17 protein-coding genes are annotated in these 17,368 nt (G+C 73.3%); 10 read left to right on the top strand and 7 right to left on the bottom strand.

The genetic code is table 11. The features are described 5' to 3' along the window. Positions 1-9: 9 nt before the first annotated feature. Positions 10-1,584: an alkaline phosphatase D family protein gene (locus IM697_RS16565; protein WP_194048453.1), complete on the bottom strand. Its 1,575-nt coding sequence runs from the start codon at positions 1,582-1,584 to the stop codon at positions 10-12. A 130-nt stretch (positions 1,585-1,714) separates the two neighbouring features. Next, entirely contained in the window at positions 1,715-3,163 is a 1,449-nt protein-coding gene (gene pdxR, locus IM697_RS16570; protein ID WP_194048454.1) for a MocR-like pyridoxine biosynthesis transcription factor PdxR, read from the bottom strand. 47 nt (positions 3,164-3,210) lie between these two features. On the opposite strand from pdxR, the gene IM697_RS16575 reads away from it, so the two are divergent. The 9 genes from IM697_RS16575 to IM697_RS16615 all read left to right on the top strand — a co-directional run bounded on the left by IM697_RS16575 (position 3,211) and on the right by IM697_RS16615 (position 11,747). Then, positions 3,211-4,128, top strand: coding sequence for a DMT family transporter (locus IM697_RS16575; RefSeq protein WP_194048455.1), 918 nt, complete (start codon positions 3,211-3,213; stop codon positions 4,126-4,128). Between the two features lie 64 nt (positions 4,129-4,192). Continuing rightward, a complete protein-coding gene (locus IM697_RS16580; protein WP_194048456.1) occupies positions 4,193-4,687 on the top strand; it encodes a hypothetical protein in 495 nt (164 codons plus the stop codon). Beyond that, positions 4,671-5,633: a bifunctional lysylphosphatidylglycerol flippase/synthetase MprF gene (locus IM697_RS16585; protein ID WP_194048457.1), complete on the top strand. Its 963-nt coding sequence runs from the start codon at positions 4,671-4,673 to the stop codon at positions 5,631-5,633. Before IM697_RS16580 ends, IM697_RS16585 begins: the two co-directional genes overlap by 17 nt. Before the next feature lie 108 nt (positions 5,634-5,741). Continuing rightward, the gene (locus IM697_RS16590; protein WP_194048458.1) at positions 5,742-6,875 is read left to right on the top strand and encodes an acyl-CoA dehydrogenase family protein; all 1,134 of its coding nucleotides are present in this window, start codon (positions 5,742-5,744) and stop codon (positions 6,873-6,875) included. Positions 6,876-6,931: 56 nt separating this feature from the next. Then, complete coding sequence (locus IM697_RS16595) at positions 6,932-8,059, top strand: SDR family oxidoreductase (RefSeq protein WP_194048459.1); 1,128 nt, start codon at positions 6,932-6,934, stop codon at positions 8,057-8,059. Beyond that, a complete protein-coding gene (locus IM697_RS16600; RefSeq protein ID WP_407699631.1) occupies positions 8,056-9,366 on the top strand; it encodes an aspartate aminotransferase family protein in 1,311 nt (436 codons plus the stop codon). Before IM697_RS16595 ends, IM697_RS16600 begins: the two co-directional genes overlap by 4 nt. 62 nt (positions 9,367-9,428) lie before the next feature. Then, positions 9,429-9,893 (top strand): type II toxin-antitoxin system RatA family toxin, encoded by a 465-nt coding sequence (locus IM697_RS16605; RefSeq protein ID WP_194048460.1) that lies wholly within the window; start codon positions 9,429-9,431, stop codon positions 9,891-9,893. Beyond that, positions 9,865-10,428: a flavin reductase family protein gene (locus IM697_RS16610; RefSeq protein ID WP_194048461.1), complete on the top strand. Its 564-nt coding sequence runs from the start codon at positions 9,865-9,867 to the stop codon at positions 10,426-10,428. Before IM697_RS16605 ends, IM697_RS16610 begins: the two co-directional genes overlap by 29 nt. Further along, the gene (locus tag IM697_RS16615) at positions 10,425-11,747 is read left to right on the top strand and encodes an NAD(P)/FAD-dependent oxidoreductase (protein WP_194048462.1); all 1,323 of its coding nucleotides are present in this window, start codon (positions 10,425-10,427) and stop codon (positions 11,745-11,747) included. The genes IM697_RS16610 and IM697_RS16615 overlap by 4 nt, the downstream gene beginning before the upstream one ends. A gap of 154 nt (positions 11,748-11,901) precedes the next feature. Here the strand turns inward: IM697_RS16615 and IM697_RS16620 are convergent, their stop codons facing one another. Next, entirely contained in the window at positions 11,902-12,087 is a 186-nt protein-coding gene (locus IM697_RS16620) for a hypothetical protein (RefSeq protein ID WP_194048463.1), read from the bottom strand. Positions 12,088-12,193: 106 nt separating this feature from the next. Here IM697_RS16620 and IM697_RS16625 point away from each other — a divergent pair, with 106 nt between their 5' ends. Beyond that, positions 12,194-13,438, top strand: a complete 1,245-nt coding sequence (locus IM697_RS16625; protein ID WP_194048464.1) for a wax ester/triacylglycerol synthase domain-containing protein — start codon at positions 12,194-12,196, stop codon at positions 13,436-13,438. 70 nt (positions 13,439-13,508) lie between these two features. On the opposite strand, the gene IM697_RS16630 is transcribed toward IM697_RS16625, so the two are convergent. From IM697_RS16630 to IM697_RS16645, 4 genes are all read right to left on the bottom strand, one after another. Then, positions 13,509-14,399, bottom strand: a complete 891-nt coding sequence (locus tag IM697_RS16630; protein ID WP_194048465.1) for an SAM-dependent methyltransferase — start codon at positions 14,397-14,399, stop codon at positions 13,509-13,511. Between the two features lie 44 nt (positions 14,400-14,443). Continuing rightward, on the bottom strand, positions 14,444-15,976 hold the full coding sequence (locus tag IM697_RS16635) for an ABC1 kinase family protein (protein ID WP_194048466.1): 1,533 nt from the start codon (positions 15,974-15,976) through the stop codon (positions 14,444-14,446). A gap of 136 nt (positions 15,977-16,112) precedes the next feature. Next, positions 16,113-16,700, bottom strand: coding sequence for a hypothetical protein (locus tag IM697_RS16640; RefSeq protein WP_194048467.1), 588 nt, complete (start codon positions 16,698-16,700; stop codon positions 16,113-16,115). Positions 16,701-16,724: 24 nt separating this feature from the next. Further along, a complete protein-coding gene (locus IM697_RS16645; RefSeq protein ID WP_265582720.1) occupies positions 16,725-17,174 on the bottom strand; it encodes an RNA polymerase sigma factor in 450 nt (149 codons plus the stop codon). Between the last annotated feature and the right edge of the window lie 194 nt (positions 17,175-17,368).

Raw genomic sequence — 17,368 nt, forward strand, 5'->3', positions numbered from 1 at the left:
GTACGGGACCTACTGGCCGACCCGTCCCGGCTGGAGCACCTGGGTGAACAGGACCGTGCCGTCCTGCTCGCGCAGCCGTACCGTCAGCTCCCCGCTGTGGCCGTCGATGTCGACCTCGCCGAAGAACTGGTAGCCGCCGGCGGGGGAGACGTTCGCGGTGGTCGGCGCCTTCACGAACACCCGCTCCGGGCCGAAGGTGTGGTCGAGCGTGTTGGCCGGGAAGGCACCCGCGTTGAGCGGACCGGAGACGAACTCCCAGAACGGCTCGAAGTCGGTGAAGGCCGCCCGCGACGGCTGGTAGTGCTGGGCGGAGGTGTAGTGGACGTCGGCGGTCAGCCACACCGTGCCGGTGATCCGGCGGTGCTTGACGAACCGCAGCAGCTCGGCGATCTGGAGCTCACGGCCGAGCGGGGCGCCCGGGTCGCCCTGGGCGACGGCCTCGATGTTCGGCTTGCCGTCCCCGGTGTCCGGCACGACCAGTCCCAGCGGCATGTCCGAGGCGATCACCTTCCACACCGCCCGGGACCGGGACAGCTCACGCTTGAGCCAGTTCAGCTGCTCGGCGCCGAGGATGCCCTGCGCGTCGGTGGTCTGGTCGTCCGCCGAGTTGGCGTTGCGGTAGGTGCGCATGTCCAGCACGAACACGTCCAGCAGCGGACCGTGGTTGACCACGCGGTAGACCCGGCCGTCGGGGCGGCGCAGGGTCGAGATGGGGAAGTACTCCGAGAAGGCCTGCCGGGCGCGCGCGGCCAGGACGTCGACGCTCTTCTCCGTGTAGCGGGAGTCGCCGAGGATCTCGCCGGGGTACCAGTTGTTGGTCACCTCGTGGTCGTCCCACTGGATGATGGACGGGACCTGGGCGTTGAACCGCTTGAGGTTGTCGTCGAGCAGGTTGTAGCGGAAGTTGCCGCGGAACTCCGTCAGCGTCTCGGCGACCTTGGACTTCTCCTCGGTGGTGATGTTCCGCCAGGTGCTGCCGTCGGGCAGGGCGACGGAGGCCGCGATCGGGCCGTCGGCGTAGACGTTGTCGCCGCTGCACAGGAAGAAGTCCGGGTCCAGCGCGGCCATGGCGTTGTAGATCGTGTAGCCGCCGAAGTCCGGGTTGATGCCCCAGCCCTGCCCGGCGAGGTCGCCCGACCACACGAACCGCACCCCGTCGCGCCGCCGCGCGGACGCCGTACGGAACGTGCCGGTGACCGGCTCGCCGGTGCGGCGCGGGTCGTCCGGGTCGGCGAGCCGCACCCGGTAGTGGATCTGCTCGCCGGAGGGCAGGCCGCGCAGCCGGGTCGTGCCGGTGAAGTCCGTGTCCGCGCCGAGCAGCGGGCCGTGCCATCTGCGCGGGTTGCGGAACGACTCGGTCGCGGAGGTCTCCACGATCATCCGGGCCGGACGGTCCGAGCGCACCCACACCAGCCCGGAGTCGCAGGTCACGTCCCCCGTCTGCACGCCCCAGCCCGCCTTGGGGCGCCCCGACAGGGCGAACGCCGGGGCCGAGCCGAGCGCCGTGGGCAGGGTCAGGGCCGCCGACGCGGCGAGCGAGCCGCGCAGAACGCTGCGGCGGCCCGGGAACGGACGATGTGACATGGAGGCCTCCAGGGGCGGGATCCGGCCAGTGTGCAGTGCCACAACTACTGGTGCGCCGCAGCGCACACGGAAACCACAAGTGAACAACTGACCGCGTCCGCGAGGGAACCGGCGCGTCACAGTGACCCGGTCAGCCCGCGCCCGGTGCCGCCGCACGGGCCATCAACCGCACGCCGTCCCGGATCCGGGACGGCGACAGATGGGCGTACCCCAGCACCAGCCGCACGCCGGGCCGCTCGTCGTCCCCGGTACGCGCGTGTGCGTAGTGCGTCAGCGGGCGCACCGCCACACCGGCCGCGCCCACGCGCGCGAGGAACCGCTCCTGCGGCCCGTACCGCTCCGGCAGCGCGGCGATGACGTGCAGCCCCGCCGCGATCCCGGTGACCTCCGCGCCCGGAAAGTGCTCCTCCAGAGCGGCGACGAGGGTGTCGCGCCGCTCCCGGTACGCGCGCTGGCAGCGACGCAGCTGGCGGTCGTAGTCGCCGCGCTCCACGAACCGGGCGAACAGCGCCTGATCCAGGGTGGGATGACCGAGATCCATGGTCCGCTTGCGCTCCACCACGTCCTCCGCCAGGGCCTCCGGCACCAGCAGCCAGCCGAGCCGCAGTCCCGGGGCGAGGGACTTGCTGACCGACCCCGCATAGGCGACGCGCTCCGGGTCGAGCCCCTGGAGCGCGCCCACGGGAGCGCGGTCGTAGCGGAAGTCGCCGTCGTAGTCGTCCTCCAGGACGAACCCGTCGACGGACCGCGCCCAGTCGAGCAGCTCGCCGCGGCGCCGGGCGGAGTAGGCGATGCCGGTCGGGAACTGGTGTGCTGGCGTCGTGACGACGGACCGTACGCCCGACTCCCGCAGCGGGCCGACGGCGAGCCCCTCGTCGTCCATGGGCAGCGGCACGGTGGCGACACCGGCGGCGGCGTAGAGGGCGTCGTGCCCCGGGCTCCCGGGGTCCTCGACACCCACTTCGCGCAGCCCGCGCGCGTGCAGCACGAAGCCCAGCACCGTCGTCGCCTGCGACACCCCGGAGACGACCACGATGCGCTCGGGATCCGCGACCACCCCCCGGCGGCGCGCGAGCAGCTCCGCCAGCGCCGTGCGCAGCCGGGGCAGCCCGCGCGGATCGGGATAGCCCAGCTCGTGGTGCGGCAGCTCGGACAGCACCCCGCGCTGAGCGGCCGCCCACGCGGCCCGCGGGAACAGCGACATGTCCGGCGTGCCGGCGACGAAGTCGGCCCGGGCGCCGGTGGAGCGCGGCGCGAGGTCACGCGCGCGTGGCCGGGCGGCCCGTACGGCATCGCCCACCCAGGTCCCGGCACCCCGGCCGCTGCGCAGATAGCCCTCCGCCGTGAGCTGCTCGTACGCCTCGGTGACCAGCCCGCGCGACACCCCGAGGTCGGCCGCCAGATCCCGGCTCGACGGCAGCCGCGTCCCCGACACCAGCCGCCCCGACCGCACCGCCTCCCGCAACGCCGCCTGCAGCGCACGCCCACGCGCGCGTGCGGGCGCCGACGCGGCGGGGAGCAGCAGCTCCCAGGCGGGTGAGCCGACCCGAGGGTCCGGATTGGTCCGCGATGACGTCATGAAAGTGGACCTTAATGCGGACCGCCGCGCTGCCTAGCGTCGCTGCCATGAACGCCACCACCGCGCGCGGGGCCCTCCTCGCCGCGCTCGCCTGTGTCCTCGTCGGAGGCTCCTTCACCGCCAACAGCCTGCTCGGCGACTACCCGTACGCGGGCGGCCAGTTCCTCCGCTACGGGCTGGCCTGCCTGCTGCTCCTGCCCATCGTCGGGCCGGACGCCCGGGCCCGCCTCCGTGCCCTCGCGCCCCGCCAGTGGGCCCGCCTCGCGCTGCTCGCGACCGTCGGCATGGTCGGCTTCAACCTGGCCGTCATCGCCGCAGAACGCACCGCCGAACCGGCCGTCCCCGGCGTCTTCGTCGGCTGCGCGCCCGTGGTCGTGGCCGTCCTCGTCCCCCTCCTGGAGCGGCGTCGCCCCCGGCGCACCGTCCTGGGCGGGGCGTGGCTCGTCGTGCTCGGCGCCTGCGCGGTCCAGGGCTGGGGGCGCACCGACGGCACCGGCATCGCCTTCTCGGTGTGCGCCCTGGCCGGCGAGGTCGGCTTCGCGGTGCTCGCCGTGCCCGTGCTGCGGCCGCTCGGCCCGCGGCTGCTGTCCGCCACCGTGTGCGGCATCGCGGCCGTCGAGTCCGCGGCGGCCGGGGCGCTGCTCGACGGCGGCGCATGGCTGCGCCGGCCGGACGCCACCGAGACCGCGGCCCTGCTGTGGCAGGCGGTGATCGTGACCGTCATCGGGTTCGTGTGCTGGTACATCGGCATGCAGCGGCTCGGCGCCGAGCGCGCCACGCTGTTCTCCGGGCTCATCCCCGTCGCCGCCGCCTGCACCGCGCCGCTCGTCGGCACCGGCTCCTACGGCATCCCCCAGGCCGTCGGCAGCGCCCTGGTCGGCGCGGGCGTCGTCCTGGGCTGCCGAACACGCCAATCGCCCCCGCGTTACGAGGGGTTGCGGCAACTCGCGCGTAAACAGGTATGAAAGCCCGCAGGGAAGGAGCCGGCCGAAGCCGCCTCCCGCATCGCACGCGCATTCCTGGAGCCTCGTGGACGCCAAGAACCGATTCGAGACGAGGACCACCTTCGCATTCGCCCGAATGGAATGGCTGGCCCTTCTGGTCGTTTCGCTCGTGCTCGCCTTTCAGCACCTCTCCGAGATCCGCTGGGCCGTCTTCGTGGCGCTCTTCGCGGTGATCGACGTCATCGGCTACATCCCCGGCGCCATCGCCCACCGGCGCAGCCCGGGCAGGCGCATCGCACGCGGCTACTACGTGGCCTACAACGTGATGCACAGCCTGGTCACGGCAGGTGTCCTGGCCGGGGCGTGGGCCCTGTTCGCCGGGCCGGAATGGGCCCTGCTCGCCCTGCCCATCCACCTCCTGGGAGACCGGGCCCTCTTCGGAAACTCGTTCAAACCCTTCGGTGTCGCGTTCGAACCGGAAACTCATCCCGCCTATCGCACGTTCGAGCGGCAATACCGGGCCGCCGGCGCCGAAGTGTCGCGAGACCGGGAGGAGACCGCCCATGCCGTCGGTGCTTGACACACTCACCGAACACAGCGACAACCCCAGCTCCTTTCTCGCCCTGAACAGCGGAAACGAGTACTTCCGCGACGAGCGGTGGAACGGCGTGTGCGCCTATCGCCGATCCGGACGCCATGTCCTGCAATTCGGCGGCCCGTTCACCGCGCCCGAACACCGGGAACGGCTCCTCGACTCCTTCGTCGCCCACGCCGGACGACGCCTGGTCGCCGTGCAACTGCAGCGTGAGGACGCCGAGTTGTACGCGGGCCACGGCTTCACGGTCAACCAGATCGGGGCGTCGTACGCGGTCGACCTGGCCCGGTTCACGCTGCGCGGCTCACGGTTCGTACGGCTGCGGAACAAGATCTCGCGGGCCCGCCGCGCGGGCCTCGAGGTCGCCGAGGTCCAGCCCGGCGACGACTGCGCCGAACTGGACCGGGTGGACGAGCCGTGGCTGCGCGACAAGGGCCGCCACGTCAAGGAACTGCAATTCCTCGTCGGCCAGCGCACCGGTCCGCTGCAACACCACCGTCGGCTCTTCGTCGGCCGCATCGAGGGCGAAGCCGTCGGCTACATCAACTACTCACCCGTCTACGGCAGCCGCCCCGGCTGGCTGCACGACCTCAGCCGGCGCCGGCCCGACGCGCCGCCCGGCGTGATGGAGGCGCTCAACGCCACCGTCATGGAACACCTCGTCGCCGACGGCGCCGGCTGGCTGCACTTCGGCTTCACCCCGTTCACCGGACTCGACGAGGAACACGAAGTACCCGGCCACAGCCGGATGTTCGCCCGGTTCGCCCGGCTGCTCGCCGAGCGCGGCAAGGCGATCTACCCGGCCGTCTCCCAGCTCGAGTACAAGGAGAAGTGGGCCCCGCACGTGGTCCTCCCGGAGTACATCGCCTTCCTGGGCAAGCCGCGCATCCCCGCCGTATGGCGACTGCTGCGCGCCACCAACGCCGTCTGACGCCATCCGGCACACCCGCGCGCTGCCGTACGACCACCCCACGAGGTCGCCGGCCTGCGCCGCCGTACGCACGAAGACCACCCCCCACCCCCGGAGGACCGCACCGGCATGAGATTCCTCGAGCGTGAACGCACCACCCTGGCCAAGCTCCTGCCCGACCTGGACCCCGCCCTGCGCGAGACGCCGCTGATGGATCTGGAGCGGCCGGACAGCCCCGGGATCCGGTTCTTCCGGGACAGCGGCGGGCCGGGGCTGCTCGTTCCGGAGGCCCATCAGGGCCGCGGAGCCACCGCGTTGGACGCGCTGCGCGTGCAGCGGGCCATCGGCAGCCGCTCTCCGTCGCTGGCCGTGGCGACCACCATGCACCACTTCTCGATGGCCACGCTCGTCGGCCTGGGCGACCAGGGCGAGGGAATGGAGTGGCTGCTCATCGAGGGCGTGGCGGCGAGCAACCGCATCATCGCCTCCGGCTTCGCCGAAGGGCGCCGCGGCGCCGGCATCCTGGAGCCGACCATGACCGCCGAGGTCACCGAGGACGGCGTACGCATCAGCGGCGTCAAGCGCCCGTGCAGCCTGGCCCGCTCCATGGACGTGCTCACCGCCAGCGTCCTCGTGCCCCGCGAGGACGGCCACGGCGACGAACTGGCCGTCGCGCTGGTCCCCGCCGAGAGCGAGGGCGTCAGCGTCAGCGGCTTCTGGTCCAGCACCTTCCTGGCCGGGGCGGAGAGCGAGCAGGTCACGCTCACCGACGTCGTCGTACCGCCGGAACTGCTGCTGCGCACCGCGGCCACCGCCCAAGGGGGCATAGACGAACTCCAGACGGCCGGACTGATCTGGTTCCAGCTGCTGATGACGGGCAGCTACCTCGGCGCCGCCTCCGCCCTCGTCGAACGGGTCCTGCTCAACGACCGGATCCCCGAGCACGAGCGGGTACGGCTCTTCGTCGAGACCGAGGCCGCCGCGGCCGCCGCCGAAGGCCTCGCCCGCCGTGTCGACGACGGCGACCTCGGCGAGTCCGCGCTCGCCCAGGCGCTGTACGTCCGCTACGGCGTCCAGGACGCCGTGGCCCGGGTCGTCCCGCGCGCCGTCGAACTGCTCGGCGGGCTCAGCTTCATGACGTCCGACGAGGTCGGCCACCTCGCGGCCTGCGCCAACGGACTGTCCCTGCACCCGCCGTCCCGGGCCAGGATGACCGGCCCCTTCGCCGACTACCTGGCCGACCGTCCGCTCGCCATCGCGTGACCGGCGCAGCCACCCACCGCCCTGTGCCGGCCGAGACCAGTTGGGGGAGCACACCCATGCCGCCACACCTCCCGCGTCCCACCGCCCTGCCCACGCCGAAGAACACCCCGCACGACCGTCCGACCCTGCTGCTCACCGGAGGGACCGGCGTCCTCGGACGGGCCCTGATCGACGAACTGTGCGCCGACTTCGACCTGCTCTGCCTGCGCCGCAACCGCCCCCTGGACGACCCCCGGGTGCGTGAGCTGCAGGGCGACCTCCTCGCCCCCCGCCTCGGCCTGACCCCGCGCGCCTGGCACGAACTCGCCCTCGAGGTGGACGTCGTGCTGCACTCCGCCGCCGAGACCAACTGGCGGATGGCGCCCGCCGACATCCTGCGCACGAACACCCTCGGCACCGAGACCACTCTCGACCTGGCGGCCCGCGCGGACGCCCCGCTGTACCTGGTGAGCACCGCTTTCGTGGCCAGCGTGCCCAGCGAGGAGGACGCGCGCCGCTTCCCGGGCGCCGCCGCCTATCTCGCCTCCAAGACCAGAGCCGAACAACTGGTCCGCGAGTCCGACCTGCCCGGCGCGATCGTGCGCCCGTCCGTCGTGATGGGCGACTCCACGTCCGGCCGGATCGCCGGCGTGCAGGGGCTGACCAAGACCATCGGCTCGATGGTCCTGGGACAGGTGCCGGTGCTGCCGGGCGCCCCCGACGCCCGCGTCGACATGGTCCCGCAGGACTACGTCAGCCGGGCCATCGGCGACCTCGTGCGCGGCGGGGTGAGCAGTGGCGAGTTCTGGCTCACCGCGGGCAAGGAGGCGCTGCGGTTCCGCGAGCTCGCCGACACCTGTGCGGAGTTCGCCGTCCGCTGCGGCCTGCCCACACCGCACCGGCCCCGGCTCATCCCCGTCGAGGCGGTGCACCGGCTGCTGCTGCCCATGCTGGAGGGCACCGCACTGCCCGAGTCCACCCGCCGCAGGTTCCAGCACTACGCCGAACTGCTGCTGGTCTTCCAACGCGAGCTGCCCTTCGACACCTCCCTCGGGCAACCGCACTGCGGCGCCCGCCTCAGCCACGCCGACATCCGCGCCGCGCTCGTACGCAACCTGGAGAGCTGGGCCGACGACCGCCCCGCCCTCCTCACCCGCCACCGCGCCGCGCACGCCAGGACGGCCCGGACGGAGGTGGCCTCGTGACGATCTCCCCGGACACCGCGGACGTCCCCGTACCGGTACCGGCCGCCGCCGCACCCGCCCACGAGACCACCACCCCCACCGACACCCTCGACCTCTACCTGCGCCACATCGGCTCCGGCCGGGCCGTCATGGGCCGGGTGCTCGGCGGCATGGCCGAGGTGCGCTCCGAAGGGCCCTGGATCCACACCGACGACGGCCGCAGGCTCCTCGACTTCGGCGGGTACGGCGTCTTCATCCTCGGCCACCGGCACCCGGCGGTCGTCGCGGCGGTGCACCGGCAGATCGACCTCCACCCGCTGGCCAGCCGGGTCTTCCTGGAACCGGTCGCCGCGCGCGCCGCGCAGGCGCTGGCCGCCCACACCCCGCCCGGACTGGACTTCGTCCACTTCGTCAACTCCGGCGCCGAGGCCACGGAAGCCGCCCTCAAACTGGCCCGCGCACACGGCCGCAACGCGATCGTCACGACCCGCAAGGGCTTCCACGGAAAGACGCTCGGCGCCCTCAGCGTCACCGCCAACACCACCTACCAGGCGCCCTTCCAGCCCCTGCTGCCCGACACCACCCAGGTCGCCTACGGTGACGCCGCCGACCTCAAGCAGGCGCTGGCCGCCCGCCGCGACCGGGCCTGCGTCATCGTCGAACCGGTGCAGGGCGAGGGCGGCGTACACATCCCGGAACCCGGCTACCTCACCGAGGTCACCGCGCTGTGCCGGGAGTTCGGCGCGCTGCTCGTCGTGGACGAGATCCAGACCGGGCTGGGCCGGCTGGGCACCTGGTGGGGCGTGGACGCGGAGGGCGTCCGTCCGGACATGCTGCTGGTCGGCAAGGGCCTCAGCGGTGGCGTCGTACCGGTCGCCGCGATGGTCGCCACGGCGGAGGCGTACGCCCCCTTCAGCCGGGACCCCTATCTGCACACCTCCACCTTCGGCGCCTCCCCGATCGCCTGCGCCGCCGCCCTCGCCGCCGTGCGGACCATGGAGCGCGAGGACACCGTGGCCCGGGCGGCCGGGCTCGGCGCGCGCATCCTCGCCGGGGTGCGGGAGACCTGCGCGCCGTACCGGGAGATCCTCGTCCAGGACGTGCGCGGGCGCGGGCTGCTGGTCGGGATCGAGTTCACCGAGGAGCGCGCGGTCGGCGAACTCCTGCTGGAGCTCATCGCCCGCGGCGTCCTCGTCAACCACTCCCTCAACTCGACCCGCGTGCTGCGCCTGACCCCGCCCGCCGTGGTCGAGGACACCGCGCTCGATCTGTTCTTCAGCACACTCGCCGAGGCTCTGCACGTAACGGCCGCGCATATGGCCGGTTGACCTCATTGACCGGTTGCCCCCCACAGCACCGGACGGAATCCCGGAAAGGAACCGATCGACCCATGCGTCATGTGGTCCTGCACGCGATCGCCGACGGCCTGGAACCGGCCGCCGTCTACCACCGCATCACCGACTTCCGCCGCTACCCCGAACTCACCGACACCGTACGCGAGGTGAGCGTGGACACGCTGCCCGACGGTTCGGTGGTGTCGGACTGGACCGTGTCGTTCCGGGGCGGGCTGATGCGGTGGCGGGAACGCGACACGTTCGCGCCGGACACGCTCACCCTCACCTTCGAGCAGCTCGGCGGCGACTTCCAGACCTTCGAGGGGAGCTGGCGCTGCGAACCGCGCGACGACGGCACGCTCATCGTCTTCACCGCCTCCTTCGACCTCGGCATCCCGACCCTCGCCGAGATCCTCGACCCCGTCGCCGAGTCCACGCTGCGGACCAACATCGCCCGGATCGTGGCGGGGCTGGTGGGCGCGGAGGTGACCGATGAGTGCGCCGCGCCCGCTCACGGCTGACCCCGCCCCGTACGACGACCCCCTCCACGACGAGCCCGGCCCCGGCGCCGCCCGCTGTCTCGGCCTCTACGCCAAACTGGCCGCCGGTGTGAGCGTCGTGACGGCGAGGGGCGAGGACGGACCGCTCGGCATGACCGTCTCCGCCGTGACCTCGCTGTCGGCCCGGCCACCGCTGCTCCTGGCCTGTCTGCGCGACGGCTCCCGCACCCTCGCCGCCGTCCGCGCCCGGGGCGCCTTCGCGATCCACCTGCTGCGCGAGGAGCAGCACGACCTGGCCGGCCGGTTCGCGAGCCCGACGACCCCCGCCGCCCAGCGGTTCGCCGGCACCGACACCCGGCAGGTCCTCGGCGTCCCGGTGATCGCGGGGGCGCTGGCCTGGTCGGTGTGCCTGGTGGCGGACATACGGGGCTACGGCGACCATCACCTCGTCGTCGGGCAGGTCGCCGCCGTCCACGTGGGCGGCGGGCGCCCGCTGCTGTGGCACGAACGCCGGTTCCGCTCGCTGCGCGAACTCGTGCCGGAGGGCGGCGGATGACGCCGTCGGCGGACGGAATCCCGGCCTGGAGCCTGCCCGAACTGCCCGCACAGCCCCCGCTGCACGGCACGGTCACGGCGGACGTGGCGGTGGTCGGGGCCGGTCTCGCCGGCCTCGCCTGCGCCTACCGCCTGGCCGAGCGCGCCCCCGGCCGCGACATCGTGGTGATCGACGCCGAGGGCCCGGCCGCCGGAGCCAGCGGCCGGGGCACCGGTCTGCTGGGCCCGCGGGCCGGTCCCGCGATCGACCGGGCCGTACGCCGCCATGGGCCCTGGGCCGCACGCCGGATGCATCTGGCGAGCGTACGGGCGGTGACGGCGGTCCTCGACCTGTGCCGGCGGCTCGACGTGCCGTGCGGGCTGCGGCCCGGTGCGCAGATCATGGCGACGCGCGCACCGGCCGGCCTGGCGTCGCTCGAGCGACAGTCCCTCGCCTATCGCGCGCTCGGCCTGGACGTGCCGGAGCTGTCCGGCGCCCAGGTACGCGCGCGCGTGGGCGTGCCGTACACCGCCGGGCTGCTGCACCGCACCGCCGCCACCCTCGACCCGGCCGCCCTGACCGGAGCCCTGGCCCGCGCCTGCGCCGCCAGGGGCGTGCGGTTCCACGGGCACAGTCCACTGCTGGCGATCCGCGCGGGGGAGCGGGCCGGCTCCGAGCTGCTCTTCCCGCACGGCCGGCTGCGGGCCGGGCAGGCGGTGCTGGCCGTCAACTCCGCCGCGCGGTCACTGGGGCTGCCGGTCGGCACGGTCCTGCCGCTGGAGGTGTACGGCCTCGCCACCGCGCCCGTGAGCGACGAGGCGTACGAGGCGCTGGGCGGGCACGAGGGGTACGCGCTGGTCGACGTCCTGCCGATGGGCCCGTACTTCCGGCCGCTTCCCGACGGCGGACTGGTCGCCGGCGGCGGCACGGTCACCCTCCCGACCGGGCTCGGGGCCCCACGGCTGCGCGCCGCGCGGGAGCGGGCCTGGGCGTGGCTGGCCCGCTGGGTACGGTCCCTGCATCCGGAGCTCGCCCATGTGCCGGTCACCCACCGCTGGTCCGGCCGCATCGGCATGACCGGCGACGGACTGCCGGTGGTCGGCCCGGTCCGCGGCCTGCCCCGCGTCTGGTACATCGGCGGCTGCTGCGGGCACGGCCTGGCGCTGTCGGTCGCCCACGGCACCCACGTCGCCGCGACCCTCCTGGACGACCCCGAACCCGGCGGGCCCCTGCCCTGGCACCGCCCGACCGCCCCACGCATGCCCGTACACGGCCCCGCCCGGCCCTTGCTGCGGACCTATCTGGACGCGCTGGGCCGGGCGACGCGGGGGGCCTGTTGACGACCCGTCCACCGCCATGGCCTGCCCCCGACCGGCTCCAGCGCCACAGCGCCCACCGGTCTCCCGCCTGCGCGGCTCACCGCCCGGCCCCACCGGATCGGTCTCGGCACCCGGTCCACCAGCCCACCGCACCCACCCGGCCCACCAGCCCGCCCTACCAGCCCGTCCGATCGGTGCGGTGCGCTGTGTGGGCGTCGTTGCCGGTCGGATCGGCGTGGTGCGCTGTGTGGGCGTCGTTGCCGGTCGGATCGGCGTGGTGCGCTGCCTGGACCTCGCTGCCGGTCCGATCGGCGTGGTCCGCTGCTTGGACCTCACTGCCCGTCCGATCGGCGCGGTCCACCGTCCGATCCCACCATCCGTCCCACCGACACGGCCCACCCCCGTCCCACCGACACGGCCCACCCCCCGGACCCCACCGGCCGCCCCACCAACACGGAGGTTGCCCCATGACCCGACGCCCCCTCGGTACCGACGGCTGTCTGCCGCCGGTGCTTCGGATGGGTATGGCGGATCTCGCCTACCGCCTGGCCACGCACGGCAGACCGTTGCCGGTCGTCTTCGTGTTCGCCTTCGGCGGTCGGGCGCCGAGCCTGGACGCGGTACGCGCGCGTGTGGCCGAACGAGCCCACCGGATCCCGGCGTTGCGCTACCGCATCGCGCCGGACCGCCCCGGCTTCCGGCGCGTCGACCGGATCGCCGTGGAGCAGCATGTGCACGAGGTGTGGCTGCCCGAGGACGCCGACGACGCGGAGGCCGGACGGCTGATGCTGACCCTGCCCGTGAACCCCGACAGTCGGCCGCGGTGGGACGTGTGGCTGGTGCACGGACCCACCGGCGGCTACAGCCTCTGCTACCGCTCCGACCACACCGTCCAGGACGGCGTCGGCGCCGCCCACACCGCTCGGGCCCTCCTCGCCGACCACCCCGAGGGCGGTCCCGCCGCGTACCGCGCCGCCCGGCCGACCGCCCGAGGCCTCGTCGGCGCGCTCGGCGACGCCGTGGGCGGCTTCCGCGCGCCCACCCCCAAGCCGGCCATCGACGGCGCGAGCAGTGGCCGCATCACGCTGTGCCGGACGCTCACCCCCCTGGCCAGGCTGCGGGCCATCGGCCGTGTGCACGGCGGCACGGTCAACGACGTCTATCTCACCGCCCTGTCCCACGCCGTCCACACCTGGCACATGAAGGCGACCGGAACGCCGCATCCGCCGCTGCCGGTCGCCGTACCCATGTCGGTGCGCGGGCCGGGCGAGGAGTGCGCCCCCGGCAACCGCATGGTCACCGCCCGGCTCCTGCTGCCCTGCGACGAGCCGTCACCGCGCGTCGCCTTCGCCCGGGTCGTCGCGGCCACGAGCCACCTGCGCGCGAGCCGGCGCCGGGACGCCGTCCGCCTGCTGCTGTCGGCCACGCCACGGGCCCTCGGCGCCCGCCTGGGCACGCGGATGGTCAACGGCGACGTCGTCGCCGGACCGGCGAGCAGCGTGAACTTCGGTGCCGCCCTGGTCCATCAGGGCGCCGCCTCCCGAAGCGCCGCCGTGTTCTCCGGCCTGGCGGCCGGGATCCGCTTCCTGACGACGCTGACGAGCCAGCACGACGCCGCCTGCCTCACGGTCGTGCACGACGAGACGCTGGCCAGCGCCGACGAACTCCCCGACCTGTGGCTGGCGGCACTGCTGGAACTGGAGCGCGCGTAACCCGCCGTATCGAGGGACGAAGAGGAGCCCCGGCCGCCGATGAGGCCCGGGGCTCCTGCGTCGTGCCGCACTACTTCTTCAGCGTGCCGGTCGTCAGGAACACGCACTTCGCCGCGGCCTCGGTGAGCAGCGGCAGATACGGGGAGAGCCGCTGGACGACGTACGGCAGTGTGAAGAGGTCGGCGACGCGGGCCTCCCAGCCGTGCTCCGTCCACCAGGACTCGGGGTCGGCGAGCTGCCAGTGCCAGGCGATGCCGGTGGCGGACAGGGCCTGTAGGAAGGGCGCCACGAACGCCGAGGACGCGGACTCGCTGTTCACGCACTCGGCGCCGAACATGCTGCCGGGCGCGGAGAGTTCCGCCATCGTGCCGACGATCGACTCCACCGTCCCGGGCTCGAGGTGGTACAGCAGCGTCTCGCCCAGCCACGCCGTGGGCCGGCGCGGATCGAAGCCCGCCGCGAGCAGGTCCTCGGCCCAGGACCCGGCCGGATGGGCGGCCACCGTGCTGCGCCGCCCGCAGGTGGGCGGGTTCCAGTCCAGCACAAGGTCCTTGAAGTCCAGTACGTCGGGGGCGTCGACCTCGAAGACGTGCACCCCGGTCGGCCAGCGCAGCCGGAAGGCCCGGGTGTCGAGGCCGGCCCCGAGCAGCACCACCTGGCGGCAGCCCGACCGGGACGCGGTCAGCAGGTGCTCGTCGAAGAAGCGGGTGCGCACCACGGCCCAGTCGGGCAGCAGCCGCTGCAGCGGGCCGTCGCCGGGCGGCCCGTCGCCGAACCGGGCCGCGTGCAGGAAGTCCGCCGCCCAGGGATCGAGCACATACGGCGCGTCCCGGCCGCACTCGGCGGCGTGCGCGGCGGCCGTCCAGAGCGCGACACGCGAGAGGCCGTACGGCGGTGCGGCCTCGTCGGGCAGCGTGCCGCCCGGCGCGGACGGGGTCTGGGAGCGGGTGGTCTCGGGCATGGCGAACCTCCGTATGGGCATGGCGAATGGGGCGGGGCGGCCGGTCAGCGGGAGCGGCGGCGGGCGAGCAGGTAGGCCATCGCGCCCAGGGCGAGAAGGCCGCCGGACGGGCGGGTGGGGCGTTGGCCGCCCATCGCGGCGGTGGTGCGCGGCTCGTGGACCTGCAACGCGAACTGGCGGTTGGCGATGTCGCCGAGCACCCCGCGCAGCTGCTCGGGGCTGGTGACGGCGGCGAGCAGCAGCTCCATGGAGTTGCGGGCGAACTGGTGGCGCCCGAGGAACTCGCGGCCCAGCGCGAAGAGGATCTTCGGCACCTCGCCCTGGAACACCTCCGGCAGCGTGATCTCGGGGGCGAGGCAGCGCACCGAGCCGTCGAGGTTGGCGAAGGACTTGCCGAGCAGCGAGACCGCCGGCGGTGAGCCGATGCCCCGCTTGGTCGCCTTCGCGAGGACGGTGGTCAGGGAGACCCCGAAGTTCAGGTCCTCCAGGGACAGATGGGAGACCTTGGGCACGAACGCCGCCATGTCGGCGGCGAACGCGGGCATGTTGGACCAGGACGTCACCCGGCCCATCTCGGCCCAGTGGTGCGCGAGCCCGGCGCCGTCGTTCTGCGCCAGCGTCATGAACAGCGGCAGGAGTTGGAGACTGGTACGGCGGTCCAGACGGCCGACCATGCCCCAGTCGATCAGCGTCGCGGGTCCGCCGGGCGCCGCGAAGACGTTGCCCGCGTGCGGGTCGGCGTGGAAGACGCGGTGCACGAAGTACCCGTGGTACATGAAGCGCAGCAGGTCCCGGCCGATCTCGATGCGCTCGTCGTCCGTGAAGTGGCCGCGGTCGATGTGCCGTACCGACGCCCCCGGGGCCAGCGACTGCACCAGGACCCGGGGGCTCGCGTGCAGCACCCTGGGCACCTCCAGCGTGCGGAAGGGACGGACGTACTGCCGGGCCTCGTCCATGTTGCGGGCCTCGCCGGTGAAGTCCAGCTCCGGCTCCATCGCGTCGAAGACGGAGCCGAGCATCGCCTCGATGTCGATGACCTCGTTGAAGCGGGGCGCGACACGGGCCACGATCCGGGACGCGCGGCGCATCAGGGCCATGTCGGCGAACACGCCCTCGCGGATGCCGGGCCGCTGGATCTTGACCACGGCCGGCCGGCCGCCGGGCAGCGTCACCCGGTACACCTGGGCGAGCGAGGCGGCGCCGAGCGGGGCGACGGTGTCGATGTCGTCGAACCGCAGCTTCCAGTCGGGGCCGAGGTCCTGGGCCAGCACCGACTCGAAGACCGGGAACGGCTGGACGTCGACCTCGTCGTGCAGGTTCTGCAGCTCGTCCCGGATCGACTGCGGCACCATGTCGGGCCGGGTCGACAGAATCTGACCGAGCTTCACATAGAAGGGGCCGAGGCTCTCCAGCGCGTGCCGCACGGCCTTGGCCCGCCGTTCCTCGGCACCGGCGCCGTCCTCCTGGTCCCCTCTCGTACGTCTGCGCAGCCGCGTGGACTGTCCGACCTCGTCGACGACGAGGCTTCCGAGCACCTTGACCACCAGCCGCAGCCGATCCCCGACGACGGACGCCATCGTGAGTGATCTCCTCAGGTAGAGCGGGTCGAGCGGGTCGCGAGGACCGGGTCGGTGACCGGCGGGCGGTCGCCCGTGCCGGCCGGTCACCGTAACCGTGTTCCGGTCGGCCCGAGTGCGTCGGGCCCACCGCCCGTCAGGCCGAGGTGGCCTTGCCGGCCTGGGCCTGCAGCGCCTGGATGAGCTGCGGGATCAGTTCGAGGAGCTGGGTGAGCTGAGCCGGCAGCGAGAGCACGTCGCCCACGCCCTCGGCGGCGTGTCCGACGCCGCCCGCCAACTGGCCGACGCCCCCCGCGAGTTGTCCGAGCCCGGCGAAGGCGTTCGCCGCACCGCCCACCGCGGCCAACGGGTTGGCGCCGCCTCCGGTGAGAGCGGCGAGGGGATTGGCCGCCCCCGCAGCGCCCGCGGCCCCGGTCAGCGCGGCGAGCGGGTTGGCGGCGCCCGCCGCTCCGGCGGCCCCGGTCAGCGCGGCCAGCGGATTGCCCGCCGCCCCTGTGACCGCCGCCAGCGGATTCGCCGCCCCCGCGAGCAGCGCGGCCGGGTTGGCGGCGCCGGAGAGGGCCGCCAGGGCGTTCGCCGGCAGCCCGGCCAGGGCCTCGACGGAGCCGGTGGCCGACGACGACTTCTCGGGGCGGTTGAGGATATCGTCGAACGCCTCCTTTCCGCTGTCGGCCATATTGCCCATGAGGTCCTTGAGAATGTCCTGCATGTTCTTGTTGGACATGAGCGGATTTCCCTTCGGTTTCGGTTATCCCGGGGCGTCTTCCATGGCCTTCACACAGGCCGTTCTGAGGCGTGCTCGCCCTCTGGTGAAAGCGGCCTCGGCCGCCTTGAGGGAGATATTGTGTATGCGCGCGAATTCCGCCGTGGAAATTCCCTTGGCCCGGGCGAGTATCACTTCCTGCTCCCGTCCGCGCAGCTGCTGGACCTGGTCGAGCAGCCATTTGCCGAAGTCCTCGTCACAGACGTCCTCCTCGGTCGTCCCGGAGGCGTCCAGGAAGGCCGTCCGTTCTAACAGGCGTCTGCGTCGTTCCAGGTCACGGTAGAAGTCCGTGCACAGGCGCAGTGCCACGGAGGTGAGGAAGGGCCCCAGCCTGCTGCCGTCCAGGGCGGAGTGCGCGGCCGCCCGGGCCATCGTTTCCTGCACGCAGTCCTCGGCGTCCTGGAGGCTCGGGAGTCGGCGTCGGACCAGCCGCATGAGGCGGTCCCGGTGCTGGGATATGTCGTCCCAGGAGCATTGGGCGGGCGAGGGGCAGGTAGAATGTCGCGCCATATGGAGTGCAGCCCGTAGTCTCTCGATCGAGCAGGGGGAATGGCGGCCCAATTCAGATATGTGGGCCACAATTTTTTCCTACCCGAGGTGTCGGGGCGGCAAACCGTGGGCCCGTATCC

It is taken from the genome of Streptomyces ferrugineus (assembly GCF_015160855.1).
Taxonomy (GTDB): domain Bacteria; phylum Actinomycetota; class Actinomycetes; order Streptomycetales; family Streptomycetaceae; genus Streptomyces; species Streptomyces ferrugineus.

Bases quoted from the DNA above. Each gene is read 5' to 3' on its own strand.
- IM697_RS16590 (WP_194048458.1), top strand. From the start codon at position 5,742: ATGAGATTCCTCGAGCGTGAACGCACCACCCTGGCCAAGCTCCTGCCC.
- IM697_RS16575 (WP_194048455.1), top strand. From the start codon at position 3,211: ATGAACGCCACCACCGCGCGCGGGGCCCTCCTCGCCGCGCTCGCCTGT.
- IM697_RS16625 (WP_194048464.1), top strand. From the start codon at position 12,194: ATGACCCGACGCCCCCTCGGTACCGACGGCTGTCTGCCGCCGGTGCTT.
- IM697_RS16610 (WP_194048461.1), top strand. From the start codon at position 9,865: ATGAGTGCGCCGCGCCCGCTCACGGCTGACCCCGCCCCGTACGACGAC.
- IM697_RS16615 (WP_194048462.1), top strand. From the start codon at position 10,425: ATGACGCCGTCGGCGGACGGAATCCCGGCCTGGAGCCTGCCCGAACTG.
- IM697_RS16640 (WP_194048467.1), bottom strand. From the start codon at position 16,700: ATGTCCAACAAGAACATGCAGGACATTCTCAAGGACCTCATGGGCAAT.
- IM697_RS16565 (WP_194048453.1), bottom strand. From the start codon at position 1,584: ATGTCACATCGTCCGTTCCCGGGCCGCCGCAGCGTTCTGCGCGGCTCG.
- IM697_RS16645 (WP_265582720.1), bottom strand. From the start codon at position 17,174: ATGCGGCTGGTCCGACGCCGACTCCCGAGCCTCCAGGACGCCGAGGAC.
- IM697_RS16585 (WP_194048457.1), top strand. From the start codon at position 4,671: ATGCCGTCGGTGCTTGACACACTCACCGAACACAGCGACAACCCCAGC.
- IM697_RS16630 (WP_194048465.1), bottom strand. From the start codon at position 14,399: ATGCCCGAGACCACCCGCTCCCAGACCCCGTCCGCGCCGGGCGGCACG.
- IM697_RS16635 (WP_194048466.1), bottom strand. From the start codon at position 15,976: ATGGCGTCCGTCGTCGGGGATCGGCTGCGGCTGGTGGTCAAGGTGCTC.
- IM697_RS16605 (WP_194048460.1), top strand. From the start codon at position 9,429: ATGCGTCATGTGGTCCTGCACGCGATCGCCGACGGCCTGGAACCGGCC.
- IM697_RS16595 (WP_194048459.1), top strand. From the start codon at position 6,932: ATGCCGCCACACCTCCCGCGTCCCACCGCCCTGCCCACGCCGAAGAAC.
- pdxR (WP_194048454.1), bottom strand. From the start codon at position 3,163: ATGACGTCATCGCGGACCAATCCGGACCCTCGGGTCGGCTCACCCGCC.